The organism is Antarctobacter heliothermus (genome assembly GCF_900188425.1).
Classification (GTDB): Bacteria; Pseudomonadota; Alphaproteobacteria; order Rhodobacterales; family Rhodobacteraceae; genus Antarctobacter; species Antarctobacter heliothermus.
The window spans coordinates 1-1,759 of sequence record NZ_FZON01000137.1; the positions used below are offsets into that span (position 1 = coordinate 1).

Here is a 1,759-nt window from a genome sequence, read left to right on the forward strand (position 1 = left end):
CCCGGCTTATTCATCCAAATCAGGGGAAATAGCTGGCGTGCCCGCGAAAGCTTTGTAGAATCAAGCTGCTAGACAAAATCCGACAGCAGCCATCGGAGCACGCCATGGGTGAAACGCTACAGCCGGTCGCCACGAGCTTCAACAGGTCCCTGCGCGTCGAAAGCCGTGCCGAGCGGCTGACCGGTGATGCCGGTGCCGTGGTGCTGCGCGAGATCATGGAGCGCAGCGGCATCGTCGAATGGATGGTCCCGCAGCTGACCGATCCGCGGCGTCAGGAAGATGTCGTCCATGACCTCGGCTCGCTCATCCGGACCAGCGTGCTGCTCGCCGCCCAGGGTTGGCGCGACCATGACGACGCGGACGCGCTGCGCGACGATCCCGCCTTTCGGCTGGCGGCCAGTTCGGCTTGCGGGCGCACGCCGCTCGACGGGCCGCATGGCCTGGCCTCGCAGCCCACGCTGTCGCGCTTCACCGCCATCATGGCCGAGCCGTCCAACCGTGCGGTGCTGCGTGCGGCGGCCCTCGAGCTCGGGGCCCGCGGCGCGCGGGCCGAGCGCGGCGGCAAGCGCCCCCGGCGGCTGACCCTCGATGTCGACAGCCTGCCCATCGACGTGCACGGCCATCAGCCGAAGGCCGAGTGGAACGGCCACTATCGGGGCCGGATCTACCATCCGCTGATCACCTCCGTCGCCGAAACCGGCGATATGCTCGACGCCCGCCTCCGCCCCGGCAATGTCGGCACTGCGGACGGCGCGCTCGATGTCATCCTCGACGTCGTCGACCGCGCGCAGGCCAGCCTCTGCGACGTCGCGATGGTGCGCATCGATGCCGGCTTTCCGTCGGCGACACTGCTCGCCGGGCTGGAGGCGCGCGGAATCGATTACGTCGCCCGGCTGCGCGCCAATCCCGCGCTCGACCGGCTTGCGGCACCCCATATGAAGCGTCCCCCGGGCCGGCGGCCCGCCGAGCCGCGGATGTGGCTGCACACGCTGGACTACCGGGCCGACAGCTGGAATCGATCCCGCCGCGTCGTGCTCGTCGTCAAGGAGCGCGAGGACGACCTGCTGCTCGATCGCTTCTTTCTGGTGACATCGCTCGGCCCCGAGCAGATGAGCCGGTGGGAAGTGCTCGACCACTACCGTGAGCGCGGTACGGCCGAGGGCCACATGGGCGAGCTCAAGGACGTCCTCGCCCCGGCGCTGTCGTCCACGAACCGGCCAAAGTCGCATTGCCGAGGGCGCAAGCCGCAGAGCGCCGCGGACGCCGTCGATGCCTACGCGTGCAATGAAGTGCGCCTGCTCGTCTCGCTGCTGGCCTACCAGGTGATGCACATCGCCCGCCGCGCCATGGCCCGCGCCACCGGAACCGGCTGGAGCCTGCGCCGACTGCGCGAGCGAGTCCTCCGTGCCGGCGCCCGGATCATTCTCTCCGGCCGCCGGATGACGCTCGCGCTTGCAAGCAGCGCCGCGCCTTTCTGGTCTATGCTATGGCCGACAATCATCAGGATGCATTGGGCCGGCCCCTGATCCGAACCGCCTGTATGACCGCGCTTCCCGACCGTCGCCACCGATCCCGGTGGCGTTCAACGCCGTGTGCGGATGCATCACCGCGTTCGCCCGAAAGCGCCGCGAACACATCCACCCACACGTATGACGCGAACGTCGGCAGCGTGATCGCCCTTCCTGCCACACGCAAGGTCAAGAAACCCGACCGCGCCCCGAAATCACACCGCACACGGACCGCCGGTGAATATTGCGGG

General features: G+C 68.7%; 1 protein-coding gene. It reads left to right on the forward strand.

Annotated elements, in window-relative coordinates:
• The first annotated feature begins 104 nt into the window (after positions 1–104).
• Entirely contained in the window at positions 105–1,526 is a 1,422-nt protein-coding gene (locus CHB90_RS25860; RefSeq protein ID WP_089280552.1) for an IS1380 family transposase, read from the forward strand.
• The last annotated feature ends 233 nt before the right edge of the window (positions 1,527–1,759 follow it).